The organism is Streptosporangium sp. NPDC049046, assembly GCF_040649155.1.
GTDB lineage: Bacteria > Actinomycetota > Actinomycetes > Streptosporangiales > Streptosporangiaceae > Streptosporangium.
In genome coordinates this window covers 125,681-144,952 of sequence record NZ_JBEZEZ010000015.1, presented here as the reverse complement: position 1 = coordinate 144,952, position 19,272 = coordinate 125,681, and the positions used below count along the sequence as shown (strand labels likewise).

The 19,272-nt window shown below is 72.4% G+C and carries 21 protein-coding genes; 8 read left to right on the top strand and 13 right to left on the bottom strand.

Annotated elements, in window-relative coordinates:
- Window positions 1–25: 25 nt before the first annotated feature.
- The 3 genes from AB0B96_RS22470 to AB0B96_RS22460 all read right to left on the bottom strand — a co-directional run bounded on the left by AB0B96_RS22470 (window position 26) and on the right by AB0B96_RS22460 (window position 2,052).
- A complete protein-coding gene (locus AB0B96_RS22470) occupies window positions 26–787 on the bottom strand; it encodes an SRPBCC domain-containing protein (protein ID WP_362901420.1) in 762 nt (253 codons plus the stop codon).
- 49 nt (window positions 788–836) lie between these two features.
- Window positions 837–1,580 (bottom strand): helix-turn-helix domain-containing protein, encoded by a 744-nt coding sequence (locus AB0B96_RS22465; RefSeq protein ID WP_362901418.1) that lies wholly within the window; start codon window positions 1,578–1,580, stop codon window positions 837–839.
- A gap of 115 nt (window positions 1,581–1,695) precedes the next feature.
- On the bottom strand, window positions 1,696–2,052 hold the full coding sequence (locus AB0B96_RS22460; protein ID WP_362901416.1) for a metalloregulator ArsR/SmtB family transcription factor: 357 nt from the start codon (window positions 2,050–2,052) through the stop codon (window positions 1,696–1,698).
- Between the two features lie 48 nt (window positions 2,053–2,100).
- Here AB0B96_RS22460 and AB0B96_RS22455 point away from each other — a divergent pair, with 48 nt between their 5' ends.
- The 5 genes from AB0B96_RS22455 (at window position 2,101) to AB0B96_RS22435 (ending at window position 5,858) form a co-directional block, all read left to right on the top strand.
- The gene (locus tag AB0B96_RS22455; protein ID WP_362901414.1) at window positions 2,101–3,264 is read left to right on the top strand and encodes a cation diffusion facilitator family transporter; all 1,164 of its coding nucleotides are present in this window, start codon (window positions 2,101–2,103) and stop codon (window positions 3,262–3,264) included.
- Window positions 3,265–3,523: 259 nt separating this feature from the next.
- The gene (locus tag AB0B96_RS22450; protein WP_362901412.1) at window positions 3,524–4,123 is read left to right on the top strand and encodes a hypothetical protein; all 600 of its coding nucleotides are present in this window, start codon (window positions 3,524–3,526) and stop codon (window positions 4,121–4,123) included.
- Window positions 4,124–4,197: 74 nt separating this feature from the next.
- Entirely contained in the window at window positions 4,198–4,425 is a 228-nt protein-coding gene (locus AB0B96_RS22445; protein ID WP_350947260.1) for a hypothetical protein, read from the top strand.
- A 22-nt stretch (window positions 4,426–4,447) separates the two neighbouring features.
- Window positions 4,448–5,041 carry a hypothetical protein gene (locus AB0B96_RS22440; RefSeq protein ID WP_362901410.1) on the top strand — a complete coding sequence of 198 codons (594 nt, stop codon included), beginning with the start codon at window positions 4,448–4,450 and terminating at the stop codon, window positions 5,039–5,041.
- Window positions 5,042–5,279: 238 nt separating this feature from the next.
- A complete protein-coding gene (locus AB0B96_RS22435) occupies window positions 5,280–5,858 on the top strand; it encodes an HAD-IA family hydrolase (RefSeq protein WP_362901408.1) in 579 nt (192 codons plus the stop codon).
- Between the two features lie 78 nt (window positions 5,859–5,936).
- Here AB0B96_RS22435 and AB0B96_RS22430 read toward each other — a convergent pair whose 3' ends face one another.
- Genes AB0B96_RS22430 through AB0B96_RS22390 form a run of 9 tightly spaced genes read right to left on the bottom strand, consistent with a single transcriptional unit; the run spans window position 5,937 to window position 14,406 of the window.
- Window positions 5,937–7,172 carry an MSMEG_0565 family glycosyltransferase gene (locus AB0B96_RS22430; protein WP_362901406.1) on the bottom strand — a complete coding sequence of 412 codons (1,236 nt, stop codon included), beginning with the start codon at window positions 7,170–7,172 and terminating at the stop codon, window positions 5,937–5,939.
- A complete protein-coding gene (locus tag AB0B96_RS22425; RefSeq protein WP_362901404.1) occupies window positions 7,169–7,996 on the bottom strand; it encodes a carbon-nitrogen hydrolase family protein in 828 nt (275 codons plus the stop codon). Before AB0B96_RS22425 ends, AB0B96_RS22430 begins: the two co-directional genes overlap by 4 nt.
- 3 nt (window positions 7,997–7,999) lie before the next feature.
- Window positions 8,000–8,842: a carbon-nitrogen hydrolase family protein gene (locus AB0B96_RS22420; RefSeq protein WP_350947255.1), complete on the bottom strand. Its 843-nt coding sequence runs from the start codon at window positions 8,840–8,842 to the stop codon at window positions 8,000–8,002.
- A complete protein-coding gene (locus AB0B96_RS22415; RefSeq protein ID WP_362901402.1) occupies window positions 8,839–10,368 on the bottom strand; it encodes an MSMEG_0567/sll0787 family protein in 1,530 nt (509 codons plus the stop codon). Before AB0B96_RS22415 ends, AB0B96_RS22420 begins: the two co-directional genes overlap by 4 nt.
- A 7-nt stretch (window positions 10,369–10,375) precedes the next feature.
- Window positions 10,376–11,428: an MSMEG_0568 family radical SAM protein gene (locus AB0B96_RS22410; protein WP_350947253.1), complete on the bottom strand. Its 1,053-nt coding sequence runs from the start codon at window positions 11,426–11,428 to the stop codon at window positions 10,376–10,378.
- 10 nt (window positions 11,429–11,438) lie between these two features.
- Window positions 11,439–11,951, bottom strand: coding sequence for an MSMEG_0572/Sll0783 family nitrogen starvation response protein (locus tag AB0B96_RS22405; protein WP_350947252.1), 513 nt, complete (start codon window positions 11,949–11,951; stop codon window positions 11,439–11,441).
- Window positions 11,952–11,964: 13 nt separating this feature from the next.
- Window positions 11,965–12,780 (bottom strand): amidohydrolase family protein, encoded by an 816-nt coding sequence (locus AB0B96_RS22400; protein ID WP_362901399.1) that lies wholly within the window; start codon window positions 12,778–12,780, stop codon window positions 11,965–11,967.
- Window position 12,781: 1 nt separating this feature from the next.
- The gene (locus AB0B96_RS22395; RefSeq protein ID WP_362901397.1) at window positions 12,782–14,128 is read right to left on the bottom strand and encodes an MSMEG_0569 family flavin-dependent oxidoreductase; all 1,347 of its coding nucleotides are present in this window, start codon (window positions 14,126–14,128) and stop codon (window positions 12,782–12,784) included.
- A complete protein-coding gene (locus AB0B96_RS22390) occupies window positions 14,125–14,406 on the bottom strand; it encodes an MSMEG_0570 family nitrogen starvation response protein (RefSeq protein ID WP_362901395.1) in 282 nt (93 codons plus the stop codon). Before AB0B96_RS22390 ends, AB0B96_RS22395 begins: the two co-directional genes overlap by 4 nt.
- A gap of 310 nt (window positions 14,407–14,716) precedes the next feature.
- On the opposite strand from AB0B96_RS22390, the gene AB0B96_RS22385 reads away from it, so the two are divergent.
- Complete coding sequence (locus AB0B96_RS22385; RefSeq protein ID WP_362901393.1) at window positions 14,717–15,214, top strand: pyridoxamine 5'-phosphate oxidase family protein; 498 nt, start codon at window positions 14,717–14,719, stop codon at window positions 15,212–15,214.
- Between the two features lie 80 nt (window positions 15,215–15,294).
- The gene (locus tag AB0B96_RS22380; RefSeq protein ID WP_362901391.1) at window positions 15,295–16,365 is read left to right on the top strand and encodes a zinc-binding alcohol dehydrogenase family protein; all 1,071 of its coding nucleotides are present in this window, start codon (window positions 15,295–15,297) and stop codon (window positions 16,363–16,365) included.
- Window positions 16,366–16,443: 78 nt separating this feature from the next.
- On the opposite strand, the gene rox is transcribed toward AB0B96_RS22380, so the two are convergent.
- The gene (gene rox / locus AB0B96_RS22375) at window positions 16,444–17,991 is read right to left on the bottom strand and encodes a rifampin monooxygenase (RefSeq protein ID WP_362901389.1); all 1,548 of its coding nucleotides are present in this window, start codon (window positions 17,989–17,991) and stop codon (window positions 16,444–16,446) included.
- Window positions 17,992–18,278: 287 nt separating this feature from the next.
- Between rox and AB0B96_RS22370 the strand changes: the two genes are divergently transcribed.
- Window positions 18,279–19,139, top strand: coding sequence for an aldo/keto reductase (locus tag AB0B96_RS22370; protein ID WP_362901387.1), 861 nt, complete (start codon window positions 18,279–18,281; stop codon window positions 19,137–19,139).
- Window positions 19,140–19,272 lie beyond the last annotated feature (133 nt).

Genomic DNA, 19,272 nt, shown 5'->3' with positions numbered 1-19,272 from the left:
GAACCTTCCGTCCATCAGGGCTCCGTTACACGTCAGGCTCCTGCTTCGCGCCGGTGGGAGCCTCCCCGTCGTTCGCGGGCACCTCGGGGAAGTTACGTCCCCACCACGCGTTCCAGCGGGATTCGAGATCGGCGAACGCGCCGTCGTCGAGGCCGTATGTGGTGAGCACCATCATGGCGGCGCCGCCCGGATTGGCGGGCGAGGGCGGGTTCTGCGCGGCGACCAGCAGGCCGTCGCCCCAGCCGTCGACGGTGAGACCGAGCTGGTTGGCCGAACGGAACCGGACCTGACCGCGCAACGTCTCCCCGGCGGGGGCCCGCAACTCGTACGGGCTCGCCGGAGGCAGCCCGGCGACCGCAGCGAGGCCGGTGGCCTCCAGCACCGGTGTGGCCGCCGCACCGGAGAGGAAGACCGTGCGCCGGTCGGCGTCCGGGTGCCGTTCCAGGGCGAACGCGAGCTGGTGGACGAAGGTGATCCAGCCCTCGCTGATGTCGTCGTAGTAGTCGTCCCACTCGGGGTTGTCACCTCGCGGAGCGCGGGTCATCCGCAGGTGCGTACGGCCGCCGAGGTCGGCCAGTTCGAACAGGTCGCCGCCCTGGACCTCCATGCGGCGCTCGGCGGCCGACTCCACGACGTTCTGGTGGTAGATGACCTCGATCTCCTCGTCGAGACCCTCGAAGTGCCAGCCGTGCCAGCGTCGGATCAGCTTGGGGTCGCGCAGCGCGTTCCACACGTCGTCGACAGGTGCGGCGATGGTGACCTCAAGGGAGAACGGCTCGTCTGTCATGGGATGTCTCCAACGTGGGAACCCCGGGCCATGGGCCGGGGAGGGGATGTCAGCTGCCGGTTTCCGGGCCCTCGGGGACCGAGGGCCCGTCTCTTTCCGGCGTGTCCGAGGTGTCGTGCCCGCCGGTTTCCCGCGGGCCGGGCGCCGGATGTCCACCGGCGACGAGACGGTAGGGCCGCCCGCCGGGAGTGTCGAAGCGTGCCGCCACCTGTGAGAGAGCGTCGGCGAGCGCGTCGGTGAAGTCGTGCACGTCGCCGGGCTCGGCGAAGCGCACCCGCGCCTCAAGGGTGAACGTCAGCAGCCGGACGCCCTTCCGGTCGGCGGCGGCGGCCATGCGAGTGACGTCGCGCACGGTGTCGGCGGCCACCTCGACGAGATGCTCGGCGGCGTACTGGTCGGCGACCCGGCAGAACCCCTCGGCCACCTCGGCGCCCCCGTCGTCCCCCCCCTCACCGCCGCCGGTTCCGTCCGCCTTACCGGCTTCGTCGGCTCCGTCGGCTCCGTTTGGTGAGGTGAGCACGCCGGGATCGACGAGGAAGGCGTTCGCGGTGACCCTCATGACGCGCTCGACGAAACCGCGCCGTGGGCGCTCTTCCACCAACTCGATCAGCCCGGCCTCCTCCAGCACCCTGAGGTGGTATCCGACCCGCTGGCGCGGCAGCTCCAGCTCGATCGCGAGCTGGACCGCGGAGGCGGGCTCGCGCAGGCGGGCGAGAAGCCGCCGGCGGATCGGGGTGAGCGCCACGCGCAGCCGGTCGGGCTCGTCCATGAGTGTCATCTCGGTCGGCGTCACGACCCCATGGAACCATTAGACAAATTAATCTGTCAATTGGCGGATCGGCCGGCCGCCACCACAAGGAGTCGCGATCACATCGGCGGCCGGCCCAGTCGTCGCCGCCCGGTGCACGTCAGTCGTGGCGCGGGATGCCGGAGACCTCGTGATCGGCGTGGAAAAGAGCCTCACCGATGAGCGCGCGGACATGGGCGTCGCGGGCCCGATAGAGCACGCGGCGGCCGTCCCTGCGGGTGCGCACCAGTCCGGCGAGGCGGAGTTTCGCCAGGTGCTGGGAGACCGAGGGGCGCGCGACCCCGACCGCCTCCGCGAGCGAGCCGACGTCGTACTCCCCTGACGACAGCAGCCACATCAGGCGCAGCCTGGTGGCGTCACTGAGCATCCGGAACGCCTCGACGGCGGTCTCCACCTGAGCGCCGGTGGGTTGCTCCTGCGACGACTTGTCACCTGATTCATTGTCGCGTGCATACATGACTACATATACTCCGGGAAAAGCGCATCGGCCGCAAACGAGGTAGCCATGTCCGACCAGCAGGACGCCGGTTCTCCGTCCCCCCGCGAGTCCACCGACTCCGGCTCTCCGCACGATCAGCGCCACGAGCCCGCGCACGGACATGGACATGGGCATGGGCATGGACACGGACACGGATCCGTCCATGAACACGGACACGAACGACAGGGCCCCGCCGGTCGCCGGTTCGTAAGGCTGCTCTCACGCGCCGGCCACGCCCTCACCCCGCACAGCCACGACAGCGCGGGCAGGACCGACTCCGCCCTGGAGTCCAGCAGTCGCGGGTTGCGCGTGCTGGCCGTCTCCTTCGCCGTGCTCATGGTGACCGCCGTCCTCCAGGCGGTGGTCGTGGCCTTCTCCGGTTCGGTCGCCCTCCTCGGTGACACACTGCACAACGTCACCGACGCGCTCACCGCGATCCCCCTCGCGATCGCCTTCTTCCTCGGGCGCCGGGCCGCCAGCCGCAGGTTCACCTACGGCTACGGCAGAGCCGAGGACCTGGCCGGGATCGTCATCGTTCTGATCATCGCCGCCTCCGCCGCGCTCGCCGGGTACGAGGCCGCGCGGCGCCTGGCGGATCCCCAGGAGGTGCGGGCGCTCGGCTGGGTCGCCGCGGCGGCGGTGATCGGCTTCGCGGGCAACGAGTGGGTGGCCCGCTACCGGATCAGGGTCGGGCGCCAGATCGGATCGGCCGCGCTCGTCGCCGACGGACTGCACGCCCGCAGCGACGCCCTCACCTCGCTGGCCGTGCTGCTCGGCGCGGGCGGTTCCGCGCTGGGCTACCCGATCGTCGACCCGATCGTCGGCCTGCTGATCACGGTAGCCATCTGCTTCGTCCTCAGGGACGCGGCCCGCGCGATCTACCACCGGCTGATGGACGCGGTCGATCCGGCCCTGGTCGATCACGCGGAGCGGATCCTGGCCGCCACCCGCGGCGTGCGGCGAGTGGGGTCGGTGCGGCTGCGCTGGGTGGGCCACACGCTGCGCGCCGAGGTCGACATCGTGGTCGGTGAGGACCTGTCACTGCTCCAGGCGCACACCGTGGCGGTGGAAGCCGAGCACCGGCTCATCCATCACCTGCCCCACCTGGGTGCCGCCACCGTGCACGCCGACCCGGACGACGGGGAAGGCGCCGATCACCACGCCGTCCTGGTCGGACACCGGCACCGGTAGGCGCTCCGTACGAGCGGCCCGCGGTTCCCGAGCCAAGCTCCCTCCCCGCGAAGGTGCGGGCGGGCCGATGGAGCCTTGCCCGCGCGAGCCCGGCGCGGGAGTGGTCCTCACCGGCTTCGGCATCGCGAAGGCGGACGTACCCATGCGAGCCCGGCGCGGGAGATGTAGTCTCACATGATCACCGTCGCGGCCCGTGGACCGGATCGGCCCGGCCGCAAGCCGTGGCGGCTCACCCCCCGATCCAGGAGAAGCGGCTGCGTTGGCCGATCACAGCAGAGGACGCCCCGGCTGGTTGCACGTCGGCCCGCTGGAGGCGCGGTTGACCCGCACCTGGGAGCCTGGCACGTTCCCACCGGCGGAAACGCTCCTCGCGATACTCACACTGGCGGCCGTGCCGCAGGCTCTCGCCACCCGCCTGACCACCCACCTGAGCGGCGGCATCGTGGTGGGTCCCGGGTCGGTGCCCGACCTTCCCGGCTTCGAGTGGCTGCGCGGTGTCGCGCTGCCCCTGCAGGCGGGCCACTGGGAGCGCAGCGCGGGTGTGTACGATCCCCGGCAGCGGCGGATCGGGGTGGGAAGCGCGCCTTCGCCCTCGGTGTCGGTGTGCGGGCACGAGATCGGCCACGCCACCGACCACATGGACCGGCTTCCCTCGCACTCGCCCTTCTGGACCGGCCTGCACGCCCGCACCCGTGACCGTCTTCGGCCGCCCTACCGCGACGACGTCACCGAACTGTTCGCCGAGGCCTTCGCCTGCGTGCTCACCCGCAGGGCCACCCGGCTGCTCCACCTGATCGGCGAGGAGACGGAGGCCGAGCAGGTGTACCACCGGCTGTCCGGGCAGTACGGCATCGGCTGACCGTGGGCGTGCCACGACCCCCGGAGCTATGCTGAGCGAACAGCGGTCAGGAGAGACGAAGGGAAGGCCACGCGATGAACGTGACCATGCTGCCGGGGGGCACCCTCCGCGTCCCCGCGACGACCACGCTGGACAACGGCACCAAGGTCGACGGCACCCGTGACATCGGCCGCGACGACCCCGAATACCCCGACTGGCTGCCCCTCGCTCAGGACGAGGACGAGCAGCGCCGCCGCGACGTCGAGGAGCGCGACTCCGACCGTGAGATCCTGACCCGCTGGCGCACCCGCCGGAGCGCGTGATCCCACCCATCGCTCGCCCCCTGTGCGCGAAACCGTGCGCGAACCGGCCTGCGGCACCTCCCGTGACTCCGCTGTGAACGGCCACGTGCCGCGGATCTCGCGCTGGTTGCGCACCCGCCCCGCCCGAGCGGGCCGTACCCGCGTCCTGGCGGTCGAGGGACGTTCGGGGTCGGGCAAGTCCACCCTCGCCACCGCCGTGGCCTTGGAGCTGGCCGCACCCGTCGTACGGATGGACGACCTCTATCCCGGATGGGACGGCCTGCGGGGAGGGGCCGGCGCGCTGGTCGAGTGGGTGCTGCGGCCGCTGAGCCTGGAGCGGCCCGCGCGATGGCGGCGCTACGACTGGGCGGACGGCGGCTACGCCGAGTGGCACGAGGTCCCGGTCACCGAGATCCTGGTTCTCGACGGCACCGGCTCCGGCGCTCTCGCCGCCGCGCCGTACCTGAGCGGCCTGCTGTGGCTGGAGGCGTCCGACGAGATACGCAAGGCCCGCGCGCTGGAGCGCGACGGCGATCTCTACGCTCCGCACTGGGACCGCTGGGCGGCCCAGGAGGAGCTTTTCCACGCCCGCGACGACGTCCGTGCCCGCGCGGACCTGACGATCGCCACCACCTGAGGCGCGGGGAAGCCGGACCGCCGCCCCCGCCGATGTTCGTCGGCCGGTGCGGGCCGAGATCCACACCTTGCAATCGCACACGAAGTACGATCGAATGAACACGAAAGGGTTCCGGAACGGCCCCGTGCGATCATTCGATCATCCCGGTCCCGCCGAGCGCGAGACGTGCGGGGGCTCATCCGCCGCATCGAGGCCGACACCGAGACCACCGGCGCAGGACCGTTACGAGGAGAACCTGGTGACCACGTGGATGCTGCTCGACTACGGCGAGGTCATCTCCACCTCGCAGCCGCCCGGCGCGACGGCCGCGATGGCCGAGCTCATCGGCCAGGACGAGGTGACCTTCCGCGACCGCTACTGGCGCCACCGCGACGCCTTCGATCGCGGTCAGGCCTCCCACTCGTACTGGAGCGGGGTCGCCGGCAGGACGCTCACCGAGGACGATCCGCTCGTCGCCAAGCTCGACGCGGCCGACGTCGAGAGCTGGCTGCACCTCAACCCGGAGAGCCTGCGCGCCATCGAGGAGCTCGCGGGACACCACGGACTCGCCCTGCTGTCCAACGCCCCCGAGCCGCTGGCGGCCGCGATCGACGACGCCCCCTGGGCCGCGGCGTTCACCCATCGCTTCTACAGCTGCCGCCTGTCGCTGTCCAAACCGGACCCCGCCATCTTCGGTGAGGTCCTGCGCCACCTCGGCGCCGCCCCCGGCGACGTCACCTTCATCGACGACCGCGCCGTCAACGTCAACGCCGCGGCGGCGCTCGGCATCAACGCCGTCCTCTACCCGGACTGGCCCCCCACCCCTCGCGCGAGCTGACGTCCGACCGCTCCCGTCCGACTTCGCCGTCCATGCCTCCCTCGCGAGCCGATGTCGGCCACACCTTCGACCTCGATCTCACCCCGGTCCGTCGCCGCCGCGCGAACCGGCGGGTTCGCGCAGGGCCTTGTACAGGGCGATGTGCCGCTCGGCGGCCGAGCGCCAGGTGTGCCGGGCGGCGAGCAGGCGGCCCGCGGCCAGGCGCGCGGGGTCGTCTCCGGCCAACGCCGCGCCGATCTGGTCGGCGAAGCCCGCGGGGTCGGCGGCGAAGCGCGCGGCACTCCCGAATACCTCGCGCAGGACCGGCAGGTCCCGGGTGACGAGTGGCACGCCCGCCGCCAGCGCCTCCATCGCCGCCAGGCCGAAGCCCTCCTTGAGCGAGGGGAAGGCGAAGACGGCCGCGGAGGCGACCAGCGACGGCAGCTCCTCGTGACCGACGGGCCCCAGGACGACCGGCTCCACGCCGAGGGCCGCGGCGCGCTCGGCCCACCGGACCCGGTAGTCGCGATAGTCGAACAGGGTCTCGCCCCCGGCGATCACCAGTTTCAGGCCGGGGTCTCCCGCGGCCAGCGACGCGTACGCCTCCAGCAGGTCCAGCGAGCCCTTGCGCGGCTCGATGCCGCCGACCGTGAGCACGTAGCGTCCCAGCCGGTCCCGCCAGTGTCCGTCGCCGCGCGCGGTGGCCTCGGCGAACCGGTCCGCCTCGACGCCGTTGGGGATGACCGTCGCGGTGATTCCCCATCCGGCGGCGAGCTCGGCGGCGACGGCGCGCGAGACGCAGACGTGCGCGCGGGGTTCGACGATGGCGCGCTCGTGGCAGGCGGCCAGCTCGGGGGTGGTGAAATGGTCCAGGTGGTGAACGGTCCGCACGCATCGTTCGACCGCGTTGGCGCTGATGCAGTCCTGCGCGTGCACGATGTCGTAGCCGCCGGGGGTGAACGCCTCGCGCAGCGCGGAGATCGAGCGCAGCACCCGCTCCCCCACCGTCTCGTCCACCACCTCGGGGAAAGGCACCACCACCGACCGCACCGCGGGCGCCACAGGCCGGAAGAACCCCGCGTCGCCGCCGCGGCCGAGCGTCCACACCGTCACGTCCTGACCCGCCTCCGCGAGCGCCTCGGCGAGGTTGAGGGTGTGCACGACTCCGCCGCGCGGCTTGGTGGAGTACGTCAGCAACGCGATCCTCAGCACGGAAGGCGACGCCACGGCGTTCGCCGACCCCGCCGACCCCACTGCCTCGGCCGGGTTCGCGCTGCTCCCGGTGGTGGCGGTGATGTCGGTGATGTCGGTGCCCGGCGTGCGCGTGCCGCTCACAAGGCTCCCCGGTAGCTGCCGGGCCTGCGCTCGTCGAGGTGGCTCAGCACCCGCCGCGCGGTGGCGATCTCGGCGGCGACGTCCACCTCGGCGACCGCCAGGCCCGCCTTGGACCAGGTGCGGGCGAGGATGTCACCCCCGGGACCGACCACCTTGGCCTGGCCGAGGAAGCGCATGCCGCCCATCGCGCCGGTCTGGTTCGACGAGGCCAGGATGACCTGGTTCTCGGCGGCGCGGGCGCAGTCGTAGAGGTCGAAGAGGCGCGACTGGCGGTCCTGGGCCATCCGGGGCGCCCGGTTGGTGATGCTGGTCGGCCAGGCCGACAGGCAGGCGACGATCTGCGCCCCGTCCAGGGCGAGACTCCGCGCCGACTCGGGGAAGGTCTTGTCGTAGTCGATGAGCATGCCCACCCGGCCGACCGGGGTGTCGAAGGCGTCGAAACGCTCGCCGGGCGCGTACGCCGCGATCTCCCCGGCGGGCAGGTGCACCTTGCGGTGGCGTCCCAGCACGCCGTCCCCACTGACGCACGCGGCGCTGTTGTACCTGCGGGTGCCGTCGGCCTCGCAGTAGCCGACGCACACCACCATCTCGGCGGCCAGCTCGCCCACCCGCTTGATCAACGGGTCGTCGGGGTCGAGCGCGGGGGGCAACGCGTCGGGGTCGGGGTGGCGCAGGTCGGCGAGGTAGCCGCCCAGCGCGGCGTCGGGCAGCACCAGCAGCCTCGCCCCCGCCCTGCGCGCGTCGTCGATGAGCTTCGCGATGCGCCGCAGATCGAACTCCAGGTCCCGGCCGAAGTGCGCGGAGGCCGCGGCTATGCGGATCACGGTTCAGGATCCTCCCACGGCGAGCGCGGGGCGGTAGGCGTCCGGACGGCGGTCGCGCAGGTGGCCCATGGAGCGGCGGGCGGTCTCCAGCGCCGCCCGCACGTCCAGTTCGGCGACCGCGACACCGCCCGGCACGCCGGTACGGGCCAGGATCTCCCCTCCGGGGCCGACGACCTTGGCGCTGCCGACGAACCTGAGGGCGCCGAAGACCCCCGACTGGTTGGCCGACAGCCACACCACCTGGTTCTCCAGGGCTCTGGCCTGGTCGAAGAGGTCGAACCTGCGGGTCCAGCGGTCGTCGGCGAGGTCGGGCGCGGGGTCGGTCCTGCTGGCCGGCCAGGCCGACGCGCACACCACGATCTCGGCACCGTCCAGGGCCAGCGCCCGCGCCGACTCGGGGAACGCCTTGTCGTAGCAGATCATCATGCCGAGACGGCCGATCGGGGTGTCGAAGGCGGAGAAGGAGTCACCGGCCGCGAACAGCGCGTCCTCGCTGAGCGGCTGGTGGACCTTGCGGTGATGGCCGAGCACCCCGTCGCCGTTGACGCAGACCACGCTGTTGTACCTGAGAGGGCCGTCGGCCTCGCAGTAGCCCGCACAGACGACCATGTCGCCCGCGAGCGCGGCGAGCCTGCGGATCTCGGGTCCTGCGGGGTCCAGGGCCGGCGGCACGTCCCGAGGGTCGCCGTCCATGCTGAGCAGGTAGCCGCCCAGGCAGGCCTCCGGCAGGGCGAGCAGCCCGATCCCCTCGGCCCGCGCGGCGGTGATCAGTTGCTCGATGCGGGCGAAGTCGCCCTCCAGGTCGCGGTCGAACGGCGCCGCGACGGCGCCCATGCGTAGCTTCACGTTTCTCCTTCACGGAGTTCTGCGGGTTCTGCGGGTTCTGCGTATCCCGCGGGTTCTGCGGCCGTACCCAGCCCGGTCACCGGGCCGGTGATCACTTCGATCAGCTCCCCGTCCGGCCAGCGCAGCCGTACTCCCCCGCCGGGAACGAACTCGCCGCACACGGCACCGGAGGCGGGACCGGCGTCGAGGCCGGGACGTCCTGGACGCTCGGCGGTGAGCATCGCGAAGCCGGGAAAGCAGGTCAGCCAGTCGCCCATGCTGACCGCGCCGGGCCTGGGCACGGCGGCGACGTCGAGGACGGCGCCGCAGCCCGAGGCCTCGGCGAGCATGCCGAGGGTGCCGGCGACTCCCGCCATGGACACGTCCTTGGCGGCGGCCGGGCGGGCGGCGGCGACGGCTCCCAGCATGGCCCGCAGCTGCGGGGTGCGGCGGTGCGTGGTGGAGTCCCACTGGCGGCCCGTGTAGCCGGGCCGCCACCCGCCGCCCAGGTCCGCGGTGAGCCACACCCGGTGTCCCGGCCGCGCCCCGCCGCCGGGAACCGGTTCCCTGGCGCGGCCCAGCGCGGTGACCGAGAGCGCCGCCGGCACGCCGAGCTGGGTGTGACCGCCGAGCACCGGCACCTCGTACGCGTCGGCGGCGCGGCGCAGGCCCGCCAGGACCCTCGCCACCGCCGAGGCGTCTCGCGCGCCGACCGCGTCCAGCAGCCCGACCGGCTGCGCGCCCATCGCCGCCAGGTCGTTGAGGTTGACCAGCACCGAACACCAGCCCGCCCACTCCGGGTCGCGCTCCACCATGGACGGCAGGATCGCGTCGCAGGCCGCCACCAGGTCGCTGCCCGGCACCGGGGCGCCGTCGTCGCCGACGAAGCCGGGGCCTCCGGGCGCGAGCCCGGCCAGCAGCGTCCCGAGGTCGCTCTTGGTGGCCGCGACCAGCGCGGCGATCCTGCCGACGGGCCAGCGCATCAGCACGTGCGGCAGGCCCGCGACGGCGAGGGGACGTACCCGCCGCCAGCCGAGGCGGGTGAACATGCGCTCGGCGCCGGCGCGTACGGTGGCCTCGAAGCGCAGCGCCCCGGCCGCCTCGGCCCGCGCACACGCGGCGCGCACCAGCGCGGGGCCGATGCCCGCGCCGTTGCGCTCGGCCGGATCGACGGCGAGCCGCCCGCCGCTCCACCACCCGATGTCGGGGCCGCCGGTGGCCGGCCCGAGCCGGACGCCGCCGACCACGGCGCCGCTCCCGTCCCTGGCGACCAGGACGACGGTGCGCGGGTCGTCGTCGCGGTCGTCCAGGTCGTGGCCGCTGAACACGTGCTGCTCGGTCACGAACACCCGGTGCCGCAGCGCCCGGTAGGCGGCCAGCCCGGCCGCGTCCGCCTCCTCCACGATGAAGGAGGGCGCGCGGCTGCCGAGCAGCACGTCGCAGACCGGCTCGGAAAGCCGCGATCCGCGGCCGGGAGCGGTACGGCCGCCCGGCCCCGAACCGCCGCTCAGGACGGGGGCGACCGCGAGATCGGAGACGAGGCTCACGGGCGCCTCACCCGCCCGCGGCCTGGAGCGCGCTGCACGCGCCGCACGCGGCGCAGCCCGCCCGCTGGTCGGCGCCCGACATGCCCGCCTCCCGCAGCAGCGCGGCGACGCTCTCGGTCACCCTGCCGACCACGGCCGGGTCGGGGCCAGGCACCCCCTCACGGCCCGCGAGGGTGTCGCGCATCGGGCGGAACGGCACGACGAACGGGTACACGCCGCGCTCGACGAGCCGCGCGGCCCCTGCCACCAGCTCGTCGGGATCCTCGCCGAGACCGACCAGCAGATAGGTGGAGACGCGGTTGCGGCCGAAGACGCGTACGGCCTCGTCCCACGCCTCCTCGTAGGCCGACATCGGCACCTCGGACTTACCGGGCATCCAGCGGCGGCGCACCTCCTCGTCGAGGGACTCCACGTGGATGCCGATCGCGGACGCGCCCGCCCGCCTGAGCTCGCCGATCCAGGCCAGATCGGCCGGCGGCTCGCACTGCACCTGGATCGGCAGGCCGGGTACGGCCTCCAGCACGGCCCGTACCGAACGGGCCAGGACGCGCGCTCCCCGGTCGGGGCCGCCGGTGGTGCCGGTGGTCATCACCATCTGCCGCACCCCGTCCAGGCGCACCGCCGCCTCGGCGACCTCGGCGAGCTGCGCCGGGGTCTTGGCGGCGACGGTGGCGCCCGAACGCAGGGACTCCTCGATCGCGCAGAACCGGCACCGCTCCGCCTCGCCGTAGCGGACGCAGGTCTGCACCACGGTGGTGGCGAGCACGTCGGCGCCGTGCAGCCGGGCGATCCTCTCGTACGGGACGCCGTCTGCGGTCACCAGGTCGTAGAAGCGAGGACGGCCGACCGCGCGGACGGAGGCGCCCAGATCGGTCTCGCCCAGCCACAGCCTGCCGTCCCTGACGGCGTACGGACTGGCCGGGTTGAGCGGGATCGCGGCGTTGGCCCCGTCGAGGACCAGGTGTCCGTCGTCGCTGGGTCCCGCACCGCCCGCGCGGCGCACCGGGGCGTCCACCCGGACGCCCATGATGGCCACGTCGACTCTCGTGCCGACACTCACCGCTGCCCCCTCAGAACATGTAGGTCGAGTTGATGATCGCGCCCTTGCGGCCGTAGTGGATCAGCGCGTCCTGCACGTCCAGCGGGTGCGTGGGGATGACGCCCTCGATGAGGTCCTCCTCGCGGGCGCCGTGCAGCGACAGGCCGAACCGGCAGCAGTAGACCTTGCCGCCCTCCTCGATGAACGTCTTGAGCGAGTTGTTGATGTTGTGCTCACCGGGGAAGGCGGAGTTGCCCGTGGTCGGGAAGCCCCGGGTGGCCAGGCAGTTCAGCGAGCCCGGTCCGTAGAAGTAGATCGCGGACTCGAAGCCCTTGCGCAGCGCCCTGGTCGCCTGCAGGATCGCCACGAAGCTCACCGACGACTCGTGGGCGATGCCGTGCACGAGCGTGAAGTACGACTCGCCGTTCTCCGCCTGGTAGTCGGGGAAGACCTTGGTGCCGCCGTAGAGGCTGGAGCCCTCCGGCAGGGAGGGGTGCGGGATCTCGGTGAGGCTCTGCTTCTCGAGGTCGGTCAGTTCGGTCATGGGTCTCTCCTTGTCAGCCGTACAGTTTCTCGAAGGTGTCGTGGAAGGCCAGGCGGGCCAGTTCGCCGTCGCCGGCGGCGGCGGCGAGGCGGGCGCGCTCGCCCGCGTAGTCGCCCCACGGTTCGTCGCTGGCGAACAGCACCCGGTCGTGGCCGATGCCGCGCCGGTCGATCTCCTGGGCCAGCCATCGGGGTGTGAACCCGATCGCCCAGGAGAGGTCGGTGTAGACGCGCTTGCCGGCGGCGATCCAGTCGAAGAACCGCGAACCGGCGAGCTTGATGTGGCCGCTCATGCCGCCGCCGAAGTGCACCAGGTGGATGGCGACCTCGTCGCCGTACCACTCGACCAGGTGGCCCACCTCGTCGATGTCGGAGGCGGCACCCGGTGAGGTGTGCACGTGCACCACCAGCCCGTGCAGCCGGGCGGTGGCGAAGACGCGGTCGAGCGCGGGTCTGCAGGCCGGGTCGGTGGGGCGCCCGCCCAGCAGGAAGCTGAGCTTCAGCGCGCGCACGCCGCTCTCGGCGGCCAGCGCCAGCGCCTCGGCCGTGCGACGCTCGTCCTCGGGGCGCGGCGAGACCCACAGGCCGCAGCGGATCCGGTCGTCGCGGCCCGCCGCCTCCAGGCAGAGCTCGTTGAAGGCGAACGCGATCCCCGGATCGGGCACCCCGTAGTTGGGCATCACCAGGGCGCGTTCGGTGCCCTCGGCGTCCAGGTCGGCCAGCAGTTGCGCGACGGTCGCGCGGGCGGTCGTGTCGGGGTTGACCGGCGGCCCCCCGTAGAACGGGTGGGCGGGCAGCATCCCGAGGTGGCGGTGGGCGTCGAAGACCATGTCAGGTTCCCAGCAGCTCGGGGTGGACGAAGTAGCCGAGCGACGCCGGTTCCGCGGCGCGCGGGGCGGGTACCGGCCTGCCGGCGGCGGCGATGTGCCCGGCCAGGTGCTCGGCGTCGGCCGCCACCCCGGAGAAACGGCCCGAGCCCCAGGTGTGCTGCCAGGGCAGCCCGAGGAAGTACAGACCGGGGACCCGGGTGACGCCGCGCTCGTGGGTGGGGTAGCCGGTGCCGTCGAAGACCGGCACCCTGATCCAGCCGTGGTCGCGGCGGAAGCCGGTGCACCAGACGACCGAGGTGATCCGCCCCAGGTCCAGGGAGTCGGGCTCGGAGGCGGGCTGCCAGGGCGGGGTGTAACGCCTCTCGCCGGGGGCGGAGATGCCGTGCGCGGCGATGAAGGCGTCGATGGAGTCCTTGACGCTCTCGCAGACCGCGTCGGCATGGTCGAGGTTGCGCCGTAGGTCGGGGGCGAACCGCGCCCTGCCGCCGGTCCTCTCCTCCGCGGCTTCGGCCGTTCCCGCGCCGGTCGCCGTGTCGTTCTCGACCGTGGTCAGCCTGCCGTACAGGCTCATCCCCTCCAGGGCGAAGGCCCGCAGGTCGATGTCGCGCCCGCCGTCGCGGCCGGTCACGTAGTGGTTGGCGCGGGCCCGGACGGCGTCGTGGTCGTCGAAGGAGTCGATGGGCCGGTCGTAGTAGCCCATCAGATCCAGCCAGGCCACCACGTCCCTGCCCCGGTAGAAGCGGGCGACCCGGGGCGCGCCGCCGACCGACAGGTGCACGCGCCGCCCGGCCAGGTGCAGGTCCTCGGCGATCTGGCACCCCGACTGGCCGGTACCGACGACCAGCACCTCACCCGGAGGCAGCAACTCGGGATTGCGGTAGTCGGCGGAGTGGATCTGCGTCACGTGCGCGGGGAACCGCTCGGCCACCCGGGGGATCACCGGGACCTGGTAGGGGCCGGTGGCGACCACGACCTGGCCCGCGGTGACCGTGCCCCGGTCGGTCTCCACCCGAAACCCCCGCCCGTCGGGAAGGAGCCGGGTGACGTTCACCCCCTCCAGCACCGGTGGGGAGAAGGAGGCCGCGTAGTCCTCCAGGTAGCCGACGATCTGGTCGCGGAGCATGAACCCGTCGTGGTCGTCGCCCGGGTAGGGGAACCCCGGCAGGCGGCACTGCCAGTTGGGCGTGACGAGGCAGAAGGAGTCCCAGCGCCGTGCGCGCCACTCGTGGCCCACGCGGTGACGCTCCAGCACCAGGTGGTCGACGCCGTCCCTGCGCAGGCAGTGGCTCATCGACAGGCCCGCCTGGCCCGCGCCGACGACGACCACCTCGTGGTGACGGCCGTTCACCGCTCGAACCTCTCGACCGTCACCATGCCGGCACCGGCGAAACCGGCCGCCTTCCTCTCGATCTCGGCGACCTGCCTCGCCGCGGCCGCGCACCCGAACCCGTACCTCTCGCGTACGCGCTCACCGGCCGCCTCCAGCGCCCTGCCGCTCAGCGAGACGAATTCGGCGATTGGGTACGATTGTTCGGGATGAAGAAAGTCCTCAATGATGAGCGATGGGGAATAACAGCGTTGTTGTGAACCATCGGGCCATCTGACCTGGAAATACATCTCAGGCATACGAGTCTCCACAGGGGAAAGCGGCCTTATCCGAATCGGTGCGCCTTTACCGCTGACGACAGTTCAACCGCTGGAAATTGCCGACCCGTTTCATCCGGAACAAAACGCGATGACCGTGGTCACACCAACTTCTCCACCGGTTAACAGTGAGGCGCCGGTCGGCATCGCGTCATGAGTCTCCACCGGCACCCTCACCCCCGATTAGCGGCGCGCCGGGAAGGGGAGGCCTCAGGTGATGCCGATCGGGGAGCGCGGAGCCGGAGGAGCCCCGGACTCGCAGCGACATCGATCTTCTCAGCGGGAGAATCCCATGACTGGACGCGTATCGGCCCCGGGCGACCTCGCCCGCCGGATCGCCAGGCGACGCGAGGATCTCGGCCTCACCCGGGACAGGCTGGAAACCCTGGACAGGGACGAGTGCCTGCGGCTCATCACCCCCGGCGGAGTGGGGCGTATCGCCTTCGAGGAGATCGGCGGGCCGGTGATCCTGCCGGTCGACTACGCCCTGCACGGCAGCTCGGTGATCTTCCGCACCGCTTTCGGCGGCCCGCTCGACGACGCCCTGCGCACCGGGGCCCAGGGGGTCGAGTCCAAGGTCGCCTTCGAGGTCGACCGGATCGACGACGCCGGCCGCGAGGGCTGGAGCGTGCTGGTGCGCGGCGGGATCCACCACGTCTCCTCGGAGGAGGACCGCGCCGCCCTGGCGGCGCTGGGCGTCCGGCCGTGGACGGGGGGCGAGCGGGAGCCGTACGTGAGGATCGCCGCCACCGAGGTCACCGGCCGTCGCATCCGGCGGCGCGACCCGTGACCCCCGCCGAGCCGGCCCCGCCGTCCCAGGAACCGCCCGTGACTCCCGCCGAGCCGGCCCCGCCGGCTCAGGAGCCGCCCGTGATCCCCGCCGGGTCCGGCCCTTCGGCTTACCGGCCGCCCGTGATCCCCTCGGAGATGGACGCCTGGGTCGTCACCCACCCGGGGCCGATCTCCTCGCGTCCCCTGCGGCCGGTGCGCGTCCCCGTCCCCTCCCCCGGACCCGGTGAGGTGCTGGTCCGCGTCGAGGCATGCGCGGTCTGCCGCACCGACCTGCACCTCGCCGAGGGCGATCTCCGGCCGCGACGCCCGAGGACCACGCCAGGCCACGAGGTCGTGGGGCGGGTGGTGTCCGCCGCCCCCGACGCCGTGCGGCTCGCGCCGGGCACCCGGGTGGGGGTGGCCTGGCTCCGCTCGACCTGCGGGCACTGCCGCTACTGCCTGCGGGGTGCGGAGAACCTCTGTCCCGGTTCGACCTACACCGGCTGGGACGCCGACGGCGGCTACGCCGAATACCTGACCGTTCCCGAGGACTTCGCCTACCCGCTCCCCGGCGACGTCCCCGCGGAGAAGCTCGCGCCGCTGCTGTGCGCGGGGATCATCGGCTACCGGGCCCTGCTCCGCAGCGACCTGCCACCCGGCGGACGGCTGGGCATCTACGGCTTCGGCGCCTCGGCGCACCTGACCGCGCAGCTCGCCCTCGCCCAGGGGGCGACCGTGCACGTGCTGACCCGCTCGGCCAAGGCCAGGGAGTTGGCCGTCGCCCTGGGCGCGGCCTCGGCGGGCGGCGCCGCGGACGCCCCGCCGGAACCGCTGGACTCGGCGATCCTGTTCGCCCCGGCGGGCGAACTGGTGCCGGTCGCGCTGGCCGCCCTGGAGCGGGGCGGAACCCTGGCGGTCGCGGGCATCCATCTCAGCGACATCCCGCCCCTGACCTATCAGCGGCACCTGTTCCAGGAGCGCACGCTGCGCAGCGTCACCGCCAACACCCGCGCCGACGGCCGCGCCTATCTGGAACTGGCGACGCTCCACCCACCCCGGGTGACGACGGTGCCCTATCGGCTGGCCGAGGCCGACCGGGCTCTGGCGGACCTGGCCGGGGATCGCGTCGAGGGCGCCGCCGTCCTGATGCCCTCCCACTCCGACCCCTGACGCGATGCTCACCCCCGTACGGGGGTGAGCATCGGCGCGAGCACTCCTCGCGGGTCTTTTCCGCCGCTCGGGCTAGATTCAGTCGGCGGGCCTGCCGAACCAGCGGGAGAGGTGGTCGTCCAGGTCCTGCTGGTCGTCGCCGATCCAGGCGACGTGGCCGTCGGGACGCAGCAGGACGCACGGGACGTCCAGTTCCGCGGTGGGGTCCGCGAGGTGATCGACCCGGTCCGACCAGCCGCCGACGGTGAGGCGTTCGGTACGGTCCAGCAGCAGGCCACGGCCACGATGCAGCAGACCGTAGAGGTGGCCCTGTTTCACGTCGAGGTCGTGCATGCGGCGGCCGAGCAGGTCGGGGCCTTCGCCGAAGTCGTAGCGGATGCCGGTCGCGGTGATCTTTTCGGTCAGGTGGCGGTTCACCTCGTCGAAGTCCATCAGTTCGGTGAGCAGCCTGCGCACGGCCTGCGGGCCCGGTTCGGCGGACAACAGTTCCGTCTGGGCACGGGTGTTGTCCAGCACGTCCTCGGCGACCGGACGACGTTCGGCCTGGTAGCTGTCCAGCAGCGCCTCCGGGGCCCACCCGCGGATCTGTGCGGCCAGTTTCCAGCCGAGGTTGAACGCGTCCTGAACGCCCAGGTTGAGGCCCTGCCCGCCGATGGGGGGATGGATGTGCGCCGCGTCGCCGGCCAGCAGCACCCGCCCGACCCGATATCGTTCGGCCAGCCGGGTGGCGTCTCCGAAGCGGGACATCCAGCGCGGGGAGTGCACGCCGAAATCGGTTCCGGCGATGGCGCGCAACCCCTGTTTGAAATCCTCAAGGGTGGGCGGTTGCGCGCGGTCGCCGACTCCCGGCGCGGGGACCACGACACTGTAGATCCCTTCGCCGAAGGGCCGGAGCCAGAATGGCCGATGGGTCTCGCGGACCTCGGCCATCCTGGCGGCGACCTCCTCCTGCGGCATGCCCACTGCCAGCTCGCCCATCAGGGTCTCGGTCCGCGAGGGCTCGCCGGGGAAGCCGACACCGAGCAGCTTGCGCACCGTGCTGCGCCCGCCGTCACAGCCGACGAGGTAGCGCGAACGCAGCCGCGTGCCGTCGGCCAGCTCGACGGTCACCCCCTCGTCGTCCTGCTCGAAACCGGCGACCGCGCACCCGCGCCGGACCTGCGCGCCCAGTTCGATCGCGTGCTCTGCGAGCAGGCGCTCGATGACCGGCTGTGGGATGCCCAGCAGGTAGGCGTACGCGGAATCCAGGCCCTTGGGCGCGGGTTTGGGGATGGCGGCGAAGAAACCGCCGGCCGGACGTCGTCTTCCGTGCTGGAGCATGCGCTCCAGCAGTCCGCGCATCGCCATCAGCTCGAGGCTGCGAACATGCAGACCGACTATGCGGACGAACGACGTGGGCTCGATCTCCTTCTCCAGGACGAGTACTCGCACATCGTGCAGTCGCAGTTCGGCGGCGAGCATCGCACCGGTCGGCCCGCACCCGGCAATGATCACATCGAAGGCGTGGGACGCGCGATCGGTGCCGGGGGCCGGCGACCGGAGAACTCCGGGAACGTCGCCCGCCGCGGAGTCACGCTCGGCACCGTCGTTCGGCTGCGGCTCGGCGGTGACCTGCTGAGAATGCATAGGTATTGCCTTTCGGGAGTGCCTTGTCCAAGCGGCGCTCCCGGCGACACCTACCTCGATCGCCCGGCCGTGACGGGAAGGGGGAGCACCCACGTCGATACAGCGTTCATGGGGCTCACCTCCTCAGGTGGTGTCACGGTCAGCCGTAAGTTACAAGCCCGAGCGTCATCCCGTCCATTCCTTATTTCTCACCGCCTCGCCATCACCTCACCGTCGGTAACTCTCATCGGATGGCTTAATCGGGGCAGGGTGGAGAGGTACCAACCGATTTTCAAGAAGGAGCTCCCATGCAGACACGCCGCATCGGCGATGTCCAGGTCAGTGAGATCGGTCTCGGCGGAATGCCGATGTCGATCGAAGGGCGCCCCGACGAGCAGCGTTCGATCGCGACGATCCACGCCGCGCTGGAGGCGGGCGTGACGCTGATCGACACCGCGGACGCCTATCACCTGGGCGCGGACGAGGTCGGCCACAACGAGTCCCTGATCGCCCGCGCGGTCGCCGGTTACGGGGGCGACACGTCCGACGTGCTGATCGCCACCAAGGGCGGCCATGCGCGCCCCGGTGACGGCTCGTGGACCCTGAACGGCTCGCCCGACCACCTGAAGAAGGCCTGCGACGCGTCGCTCGCGCGTCTCGGCGTCGAGGCCATCGGGCTCTACCAGTTCCACCGCCCCGACCCGAAGGTTCCGTACGCGGAGTCGGTCGGGGCGATCCGCGACCTGCTGGACGCGGGCAAGATCCGCTTCGCGGGCGTCTCGAACGCCGACCCGGACCAGATCCGGCTCGCCAACGAGATCCTCGGCGGGCGGCTGGTGAGCGTGCAGAACCAGTTCTCGCCGTCGTTCCGCTCCAGCGAGCCCGAGCTGGAGCTGTGCGCGGAGCTGGGCATCGCGTTCCTGCCGTGGAGCCCGCTGGGCGGGATCTCGCAGGCCGGCGAGCTGGGCTCGCGGTTCGCCGTGTTCGCGGACGTCGCGCGGGCGCACGGGGTGAGCCCGCAGCGGGTGTGCCTGGCGTGGATGCTCGCCAAGGCGCCGGTGGTGATCCCGATACCGGGTTCCTCTCGTCCGGAGACCATCCGCGACTCGGTCGGTGCGGCCGACGTGAAACTGTCCGCCGAGGAGCTGGCCCGCCTCGACGCGGCCTGACGAGACACGCTCGGGCGTCGGGAGCGGCACCCGCGTGTGCCGCTCCCCGCCCCCCCGCCCGAAGGACCGGGGGGCCGGTACGGGCCCGGGCGGGCGCGCGGCCCGAAGCGGCACACCACCGGTAGACACGGAT

Coding starts and splice junctions, on each gene's coding strand:
- AB0B96_RS22400 (WP_362901399.1), bottom strand. CDS start 12,780: ATGGTCTTCGACGCCCACCGCCACCTCGGGATGCTGCCCGCCCACCCG.
- AB0B96_RS22385 (WP_362901393.1), top strand. CDS start 14,717: ATGACTGGACGCGTATCGGCCCCGGGCGACCTCGCCCGCCGGATCGCC.
- rox (WP_362901389.1), bottom strand. CDS start 17,991: ATGCATTCTCAGCAGGTCACCGCCGAGCCGCAGCCGAACGACGGTGCC.
- AB0B96_RS22405 (WP_350947252.1), bottom strand. CDS start 11,951: ATGACCGAACTGACCGACCTCGAGAAGCAGAGCCTCACCGAGATCCCG.
- AB0B96_RS22370 (WP_362901387.1), top strand. CDS start 18,279: ATGCAGACACGCCGCATCGGCGATGTCCAGGTCAGTGAGATCGGTCTC.
- AB0B96_RS22445 (WP_350947260.1), top strand. CDS start 4,198: ATGAACGTGACCATGCTGCCGGGGGGCACCCTCCGCGTCCCCGCGACG.
- AB0B96_RS22455 (WP_362901414.1), top strand. CDS start 2,101: ATGTCCGACCAGCAGGACGCCGGTTCTCCGTCCCCCCGCGAGTCCACC.
- AB0B96_RS22460 (WP_362901416.1), bottom strand. CDS start 2,052: ATGTATGCACGCGACAATGAATCAGGTGACAAGTCGTCGCAGGAGCAA.
- AB0B96_RS22470 (WP_362901420.1), bottom strand. CDS start 787: ATGACAGACGAGCCGTTCTCCCTTGAGGTCACCATCGCCGCACCTGTC.
- AB0B96_RS22390 (WP_362901395.1), bottom strand. CDS start 14,406: ATGCCTGAGATGTATTTCCAGGTCAGATGGCCCGATGGTTCACAACAA.